Genomic DNA, 7,600 nt, shown 5'->3' with positions numbered 1-7,600 from the left:
GCGGCAACGGCGATGCGGCGTTCCTGGCCCAGCCTGCCCACCCGCGCAACAACCGCCGCCACGACCGCCAACACGGCCACGGCAACGCCCAGCCACGGCCCCACACTCAACAACGTCGACGACATCAGTGCCTCCCTGCCCCACCCCACGATGCTCCATCGTGGCGGTAGTGCCGTCAGCGGTCGGGACGCAGCCGAAGTCCGGGTGCCTGGCGTCCCTTGGTCGTGCTGTTGCCATCGGTCAAGGTGCCGACCAGCAGCTCCAAGGTGTCGCTGGCGCCCGGCGCGGTGACGTCGCGTAGCTGGTTGAAGCCCAAGCAGATGCGGTTGTTGCCGTCGATGTAGTTGACCGCGTGGTCACACAGGTCGGCGAGATGCTTGCTGGCCGCTGGGCGGGCAGCGGCGGTCCAGCCGTCCAACCACGGCTGTACGTCACCGCTGTACGCCACCAGGAACTCCAGCGCCTGCATCGCAGTCGGCTGCCGGGGGTGCTGCTCGAGCGTGGCCCGCCACCACGCCTGGCAGTTGCGGTCGACAGCGGCACGCTCAGCCGCCGGCCATTGCGCGAGCACGGCCTCGTGCAGCCGCTCACCGACAAGCGCCTCGTCGACGGGCAGGTCACCGGTCACCAGTGGGGGCAGGATCCGCGGCGTAAGCCGCCGGTAGAGGCCGGCGAAGTCGTCCCAATGATCGGGTACCTCCCTGGCCACCTGGCTGATCAGGTCGACGGGGATCTCGTTGCGCGGGCCGGCAAGTATCGCCAGCTCGTCGGAGGTGTAGCAGTGCGCGCGACCGCCGACCGAGGACGGGCGGTCTGGGCCGAACGCCTTGGGTAGCTCGCCTACCGCAGCCTCGAGCTGTTCCTCCGCGGTTGCCATGGCGTGCCGTTAGTCGGTGAGGCGGGTTACTGCGCGCATCTTGTTGGTGGCGTCGAGGGCGGCTACCTTGTACGACTCAGCCAGGGTGGGGTAGTTGAACACGGTGTCGACGAGGTAGTCGATGGTGCCGTCGCAGCCCATCACCGCCTGCCCGATGTGCACCAGCTCGGTGGCGTTGCTGCCGAACACGTGTACGCCGAGCAGCTTCCTGGTCTCCGTGTGCACCAGCAGCTTCAGCATGCCGTACGAGTCGCCCATGATCTGGCCGCGCGCCAGCTCCCGGTATCTGGCGATGCCGACCTCGAACGGCACGCTGGACGCCGTCAGTTCGTCCTCGGTCTGCCCTACGTACGAGATCTCCGGGATGGTGTAGATGCCGATCGGCTGGAACGGGGTGAGGTCGTTGGTCGGCTCTTCGCACGCGTGGTACGCGGCGATCCTGCCCTGCTCCATCGATGTGGCGGCGAGCGCGGGGAACCGATGATGTCGCCGACGGCGTACAGGTGCGGCACGTTCGTGCGGTAGAACTCGTCGACGCTCACCCGGCTGCGGTCGTCGACGTCGAGACCGGCGTTCTCCGGTGTCAGGTCGGCCAGCACGCCCTGCCGGCCGGCAGAGTACATCACCGTGTCGGCGGGCACCTTCTTGCCGCTCGCCAGGATGGTCAAGGCGCCGCCGGTGAACTTCTCCACCGCGGCCACCGACTCCCGGAACCTGAACGTCACGGCCATGTCGCGCAGCTGGTACTTCAGCGCCTCCACGACCTCCAGGTCGCAGAATGACAGCATCCGCTCGCGGCGTTCGATCACCGTGACCTTCGTGCCGAGCGCGGCGAACATCGACGCGTACTCGATGCCGATGACGCCGGCGCCCACGACGACCATGGACGCGGGCACCCGGTCGAGCGAGAGCAGCTGGTCGGAGTCGACGATCGTCTTGCCGTCGAACGCGACGCTGTCCGGCCGCGCCGGACGGGTGCCGACCGCGATGACCACCTTGTCCGCCGTGACGGTCTGCTCGGCGCCCTCGTCGGACATGACGGTGAGCTTGTGGTCGCCGGCGAACCTGGCGGTGCCGGTCAGCAGGTTCACCCGGTTACGTGACAGCTGGCTGCGCACGACGTCGATCTCGCGGCCGATCACGTAGTGCGTACGGGTGTGCAGGTCGGCCATCCCGATCTCGGACTTGACCTGATAGCTCTGCCCGTACACCTCACGCAGGTCGAGCCCGGTGAGGTAGAGGACGGCCTCGCGCAGCGTCTTCGACGGGATGGTGCCGGTGTTGATACAGACACCGCCGACCATTGCCTTGCGGTCGACGATGGCGACCAACCGGTCGAGCTTCGCGGCGGCGATGGCCGCCTTCTGCCCGCTCGGCCCCGACCCGATGACGACGACGTCGTAGTCGTAACCGTGGCTGGTCGACCCCATGCTCACCCATTCCTACGAGGCTGCTGATACCCCGGGCAATCCGCCCAGCTCTTCGCGTACTTCGGTGAACGCGCGGACAGCTCGTTCCACATCGGCCCGCTCGTGCGCGGCCGACAGCTGGGTGCGGATCCGCGCCTGGCCCATCGGCACCACCGGGTAGGAGAACCCGATGACGTAGATGCCGCGGTCGAGCAGCAGGTCGGCCATCCGGGCGGCGAGCGCGGCGTCGTAGATCATCACCGGCACGATCGGGTGGTCACCGGGCAGCACGTCGAAGCCGGCGTCCGTCATGGCCTGCCGGAAGTACGCGGTGTTCGCCGCGAGCCGGTCGCGCAGTTCCGCGCCCTCGGTGAGCAGGTCGAGCACGGCCAGCGAGGCACCGACGATCGCCGGCGCCACCGAGTTGGAGAACAGGTAAGGCCGGGACCGCTGGCGCAGGTACTCGACTATCTCCGCGCGCCCGCTCGTGTACCCGCCGCTCGCGCCGCCGAGCGCCTTGCCGAGCGTGCCGGTGACGACGTCCACCCGGTCGCGTACGCCGAGCAGGTCGGGCGTGCCGCCACCGTTCGGGCCGACGAAGCCCACCGCGTGCGAGTCGTCGACCATCACCATCGCGTCGTAGCGCTCGGCCAGGTCGCAGATCTCCGGCAGCGGCGCCAGGTAGCCGTCCATGGAGAAGACGCCGTCGGTGGCGATCAGCCGGTGCCGTGCGTCCGCCGCCTCCTGCAGCCGCGCCTCCAGCTCCGCCATGTCGCGGTTCGCGTAGCGCAGCCGGCGGGCCTTGCACAGCCGTACGCCGTCGATGATGCTCGCGTGGTTGAGCGCGTCGGAGATCACCGCGTCGTTCTCGTCCAGGAGTGTCTCGAACAGGCCGGCGTTGGCGTCGAAGCAAGAGCTGTACAGGATGGTGTCGTCGGTGCCGAGGAACGTCGAGAGTCGTTCCTCCAGCTGCTTGTGCGGTTCCTGGGTGCCGCAGATGAACCGTACCGACGCCATGCCGAAACCCCAGTCGTCCATGGCGGCGTGCGCCGCGGCGATCACGTCCGGGTGGTCGGCGAGGCCGAGGTAGTTGTTCGCGCAGAGGTTGACGACCTCGCCCTCGGCCACCCCGATCCGCGCCCGCTGCGGAGTGGAGATGACGCGCTCCGCCTTGTACAGGCCCTGCGCGTGGATCTCGTCCAGCCGGCCGCGCAGGTCGGCTCGTACCGTCTCGAACACGCCTACTCCTCTCCGTGGGTGGGCTGCGCCCACTCCAGGACGACCTTGCCGCAGTGTCCGGATCGGCAGATCTCGAACGCACGCTCGTACTCGGTGTACGGCAACCGGTGCGTGATGACGTGCGAGATGTCCAGGCCGCACTGCAACAGCACGGACATCTCGTACCAGGTCTCGAACATCTCCCTGCCGTAGATGCCGCTGATGGTCAGCATCTTCAGCACGATCCGGCTCCAGTCGACGGCGAACTCCTCGCTGGGCAGGCCGAGTAGCGCGATCTCGCCACCGTGCTTCATGTTGGCCACCATGTCGCGCAGGGCGGGGGCCTTGCCGGACATCTCCATGCCGACGTCGAAGCCCTCGTGCATGCCGAGGATGCGCTGCGCGTCGGCGGCGCCGTGGGTGCGGGCATCGAGCGCGAGCGTGACGCCGGCCCGCTTCGCGAGGTCCAGCCGGTAGTCGCTGACGTCGCTCACCACCACGTACCGCGCGCCCGCGTGCTTCGCGACGGCGGCGGCCATGATGCCGATCGGCCCGGCGCCGGTGATCAACACGTCCTCGCCCATCACGGGGAACTTCAACGCGGTGTGCACGGCGTTCCCGAACGGGTCGAAGATCGACGCGACGTCCAGGTCGATGTCGCTGTGGTGCCGCCAGACGTTGCCCGCAGGCAGCGCGACGTACTCGGCGAAGCAGCCGGCCCGATCCACCCCGAGGCCCTGGGTGTGGGCGCACATCACCCGCTGGCCGGCCATGCAGTTGCGGCACCGGCCGCACACGATGTGCCCCTCGCCGCTGACGATGTCGCCGGCTTCCAGCTCCACCACCCGCGAGCCGACCTCGACGATCTCGCCGACGAACTCGTGCCCGATCACCAGCGGCGGCTGGATGTGCTCGGCCGCCCACGCGTCCCAGGACTGGATGTGCAGGTCCGTGCCGCAGACTCCCGTACGTAGCACCCGGATCAGCACGTCGTCCGCGTCGATCGCGGGCTCCGGTACGTCCGAGAGCGCCAACCCGGGCGCCGCAGCCGTCTTCACCAGGGCCTTCATGTCACCTCTCGAGGTCGACGCCGCTGCAGGCAGCTTCCCACAGGCACGGAAATACGTCATTTGGAGTACGTGGGCCGCGACCGGAAGGGTTACCGTCGACGGGAGGGGCCTAGGGAGGGAACTCGATGGGCAGCAAGCTTCGATGGACGATTCCCGTCGGGATCGCGGCCGCCGCGGTCGCCGCCTCGGCGGTGGTGCCCGCACTGACCGCGGGTGCCGACGCCGCGTTGCCCGCGGTGAGCGCGCAACAGCTGCTCAGCCGCACGCTCGCGTCCGACGTGGACACGTTCTCCGGCACCGTACGCACCGAGGCCGACCTCGGCATCCCGGCGCTGCCTCAGTCGGTGCGCTCGTCCGACCTCTCCTCGCTCCTCACCGGCACCGGCACCATGCGGGTGGCGAAGTCCGGTGCCGACAAGCAGCGGTTGTCCGTGCTCGGGTCGAACAGCGAGCGGACGTACCTCAGGGACGGCCGCACGGCCTGGATGTACGACAGCGCGGAGCGCAAGGCCGTCCGCACCACGCTGCCGCAGCGGGACGACCGGCAGCGGCACGAGCAGGCCAGCCCGGACCAGGCCGCCAAGCGGATCCTCGCCGAGCTCGGCGACGACTCCGACGTGTCCGTCGGTCGCGCCGGCGAGGTCGCGGGCCGCGACGCGTACGAGCTGGTGGTGGAGCCGAAGTCGGCCGAGTCGCTGGTCGGCTCCGTGCAGGTGTCCATCGACGCGAAGACCTGGATGCCGCTCGGCCTCACCGTGCTGCCCGACGGCTCCGCCGACCCGGCGATCGACGTCGCGTTCAGCGAGCTCAGCTACGCGGAGCCGGCGGCGGACACGTTCGAGTTCGACCCGCCGAAGGGCACCAAGGTCGAGCGGCGGACGGCGCAGGCCGGTGACCACGACCGCAAGCCGAAGCAGGCGAGGAAGCACGGCCACCACGGCGAGCCGTCGTGGACGAAGGTCGTCGAGCTGGGCGACAGGGGCTCGAAGCCGACCGGCGAGGCGAGTGCGTACCTGAAGCAGCTGCGCGCCGCCGGCACCCGGGTGACCGGTGAGTACGGCAGCGGCACCATGATCAGGTCGCGGCTGGTCACCCTGCTCGTGCTCGACGACGGCCGGATGTTCGCCGGCGCGGTGACCCCGTCGGCCGTCGAACGCGCCGCGGCGAACGCTTGACCGACCAGCCAGTGGCGGCGACGGCGCCTGCCGACACCGCGGTTGCCGATGACCACGGCGGCAGCGCGATCGTCACGCGCGCCCTGAGCAAACGGTTCCGTGGCGGCCAGTACGCGGTACGCGACCTGGCGCTCGACGTGCCCGCGGGGAGCGTCTTCGGCTTCCTCGGCCCGAACGGTTCCGGCAAGACCACCACCATCCGGATGCTGCTCGGGCTGGCCACCCCGACGGCCGGGGAGATCGAGCTGCTCGGCCTGCCGATGCCGCGGCAGTCCGCCGCCGTGCTGCCGCGCGTCGGTGCCCTGATCGAGGGGCCCGCCGGCTACCCGTGGCTGTCCGGCGCCGCGTACCTCGCCCGGATGGACGCCGCCGACCCGACCGCCGACCCGGCGACCCGGAAGGCGCGGGTCGGCACGGCACTCGAACGGGTGGGGCTGACGGCCGCGGCGCGGAAGAAGTACCGCGCGTACTCGCTGGGAATGCGGCAGCGGCTGTGCCTCGCCGCGGCGCTGTTGCAGCCGCGGCAGCTGCTCGTGCTCGACGAGCCCACCAACGGCCTCGACCCGCAGGGCACCAGGGAGATCAGATCGCTGATCCGGGAGCTGGCCGTCGGCGGTGTGACGGTGCTGCTCTCTTCGCACCTGCTCGCCGAGGTGGAGCAGGTGTGCAGCGACGTCGCCGTGCTCGACCACGGCCAGCTGGTGCTGCAGGGCACGGTCGACGAGCTGCGCGCGCACGCCGGCGTGCGGTTGGTCGTCACCACCCCCGACGTCGACCTCGCGGTGCGTACGCTCGGTGAGCTCGGCCTCGACGGGGTGCGGGCCGAGCGCGACCAGGTCACCGCGGACCCCGGCGAGCTGCCCGTCGAGGAGACGTGCGCCGCGCTGGTACGGGCGGGCGTACGGGTGCGGGAGCTCACCCGTGCGCGGCCGTCGCTGGAGGACGCGTTCGTGGCGGTCACCGGGGAGGGCTTCGATGTCACCGAGTGAGGTCGACACCGTGCAGTCACCGGTGCAGCGGCGTGCGGGCCACCCGGTGGGGCTGTTCCTCAGCGAGCTGTCGGTGACCTTCCGCCGGCTGCGCACGTACGCGTTGCTCGCGGCGTACGCGGCGGTGCCGGTGCTGCTGGGCGTGGTCATCTACCTGTTCGCCAGCCCGGGCGACCACGGCGGGCCGAACTTCATCGGCAGCGTCGTGCTCAACGGCGTGTTCCTGGTGTTCGTGTCGCTGTTCTTCCTGCTGCCGCTCTTCCTCCCGGTCGGGGTTGCGGTGGTCGCGGGCGACAGCCTCGCCGGCGAGGCGCACCAGGGCACCCTGCGGTACCTGCTGGTGGCACCGGCCGGACGGGCGCGGCTGCTGTTCGCGAAGCTGCTCGCCGTGCTGGTCTTCTGCCTGGCCGCGGCGCTGACCGTCTACCTGGTGGCGGTCGCCGTGGGCGCGATCCTGTTCCCGCGCGGTGAGGTGCCGTCGATCTCCGGGGTCTCGCTGTCGTACGGCGAGGGGCTGTGGCGCGGCCTGCTCGCCGCCGGCTACGTCGCCGCCAGCCTCACCGGCCTCGCGGCGATCGGGGTGTTCGTCTCGTCGCTCGTCGAGACCCCGCTGGCGGCGATGGCCACCACGGTCGCCGTGCCGCTGGTGAGCCAGATCCTGGACGCCGTACCGCAGATCGAGGTCATCCACGCGTACCTGCCGACGCACTACTGGCTGACGCTCGCGGACCTGCTCAGGGACCCGATCTACGCCGACAACATGCTCACCGGCCTGGTCGTCCAGCTGGTGTACGTGCTGATCTTCGGCAGCGCGGCCTACGCCAGGATGACCACCCGCGACGTCGCCTGAGCCGGTAGCCGG

At 70.3% G+C, this 7,600-nt stretch carries 6 protein-coding genes and 1 pseudogene; 3 read left to right on the top strand and 4 right to left on the bottom strand.

Annotated elements, in window-relative coordinates:
• Window positions 1–175: 175 nt before the first annotated feature.
• From GEV07_18760 to GEV07_18745, 4 genes and pseudogenes are all read right to left on the bottom strand, one after another.
• Window positions 176–877, bottom strand: coding sequence for a hypothetical protein (locus GEV07_18760; protein MQA04665.1), 702 nt, complete (start codon window positions 875–877; stop codon window positions 176–178).
• Window positions 878–886: 9 nt separating this feature from the next.
• Window positions 887–2,307, bottom strand: a pseudogene (locus GEV07_18755) (Si-specific NAD(P)(+) transhydrogenase).
• 12 nt (window positions 2,308–2,319) lie between these two features.
• Window positions 2,320–3,525: a glycine C-acetyltransferase gene (locus GEV07_18750; protein ID MQA04664.1), complete on the bottom strand. Its 1,206-nt coding sequence runs from the start codon at window positions 3,523–3,525 to the stop codon at window positions 2,320–2,322.
• A gap of 2 nt (window positions 3,526–3,527) precedes the next feature.
• Window positions 3,528–4,574 (bottom strand): L-threonine 3-dehydrogenase, encoded by a 1,047-nt coding sequence (locus tag GEV07_18745; protein MQA04663.1) that lies wholly within the window; start codon window positions 4,572–4,574, stop codon window positions 3,528–3,530.
• A gap of 125 nt (window positions 4,575–4,699) precedes the next feature.
• Here GEV07_18745 and GEV07_18740 point away from each other — a divergent pair, with 125 nt between their 5' ends.
• Genes GEV07_18740 through GEV07_18730 form a run of 3 tightly spaced genes read left to right on the top strand, consistent with a single transcriptional unit; the run spans window position 4,700 to window position 7,588 of the window.
• Window positions 4,700–5,749 (top strand): hypothetical protein, encoded by a 1,050-nt coding sequence (locus GEV07_18740; GenBank protein MQA04662.1) that lies wholly within the window; start codon window positions 4,700–4,702, stop codon window positions 5,747–5,749.
• On the top strand, window positions 5,746–6,738 hold the full coding sequence (locus GEV07_18735) for an ATP-binding cassette domain-containing protein (protein ID MQA04661.1): 993 nt from the start codon (window positions 5,746–5,748) through the stop codon (window positions 6,736–6,738). Before GEV07_18740 ends, GEV07_18735 begins: the two co-directional genes overlap by 4 nt.
• Entirely contained in the window at window positions 6,725–7,588 is an 864-nt protein-coding gene (locus tag GEV07_18730) for an ABC transporter permease subunit (GenBank protein MQA04660.1), read from the top strand. The genes GEV07_18735 and GEV07_18730 overlap by 14 nt, the downstream gene beginning before the upstream one ends.
• The last annotated feature ends 12 nt before the right edge of the window (window positions 7,589–7,600 follow it).

It is taken from the genome of Streptosporangiales bacterium (assembly GCA_009379825.1).
Lineage (GTDB): Bacteria > Actinomycetota > Actinomycetes > Streptosporangiales > WHST01 > WHST01.
This window is presented reverse-complemented; position numbering and strand designations above follow the sequence as displayed.

Bases quoted from the DNA above. Each gene is read 5' to 3' on its own strand.
- GEV07_18730 (MQA04660.1), top strand. From the start codon at position 6,725: ATGTCACCGAGTGAGGTCGACACCGTGCAGTCACCGGTGCAGCGGCGT.
- GEV07_18740 (MQA04662.1), top strand. From the start codon at position 4,700: ATGGGCAGCAAGCTTCGATGGACGATTCCCGTCGGGATCGCGGCCGCC.
- GEV07_18745 (MQA04663.1), bottom strand. From the start codon at position 4,574: ATGAAGGCCCTGGTGAAGACGGCTGCGGCGCCCGGGTTGGCGCTCTCG.
- GEV07_18760 (MQA04665.1), bottom strand. From the start codon at position 877: ATGGCAACCGCGGAGGAACAGCTCGAGGCTGCGGTAGGCGAGCTACCC.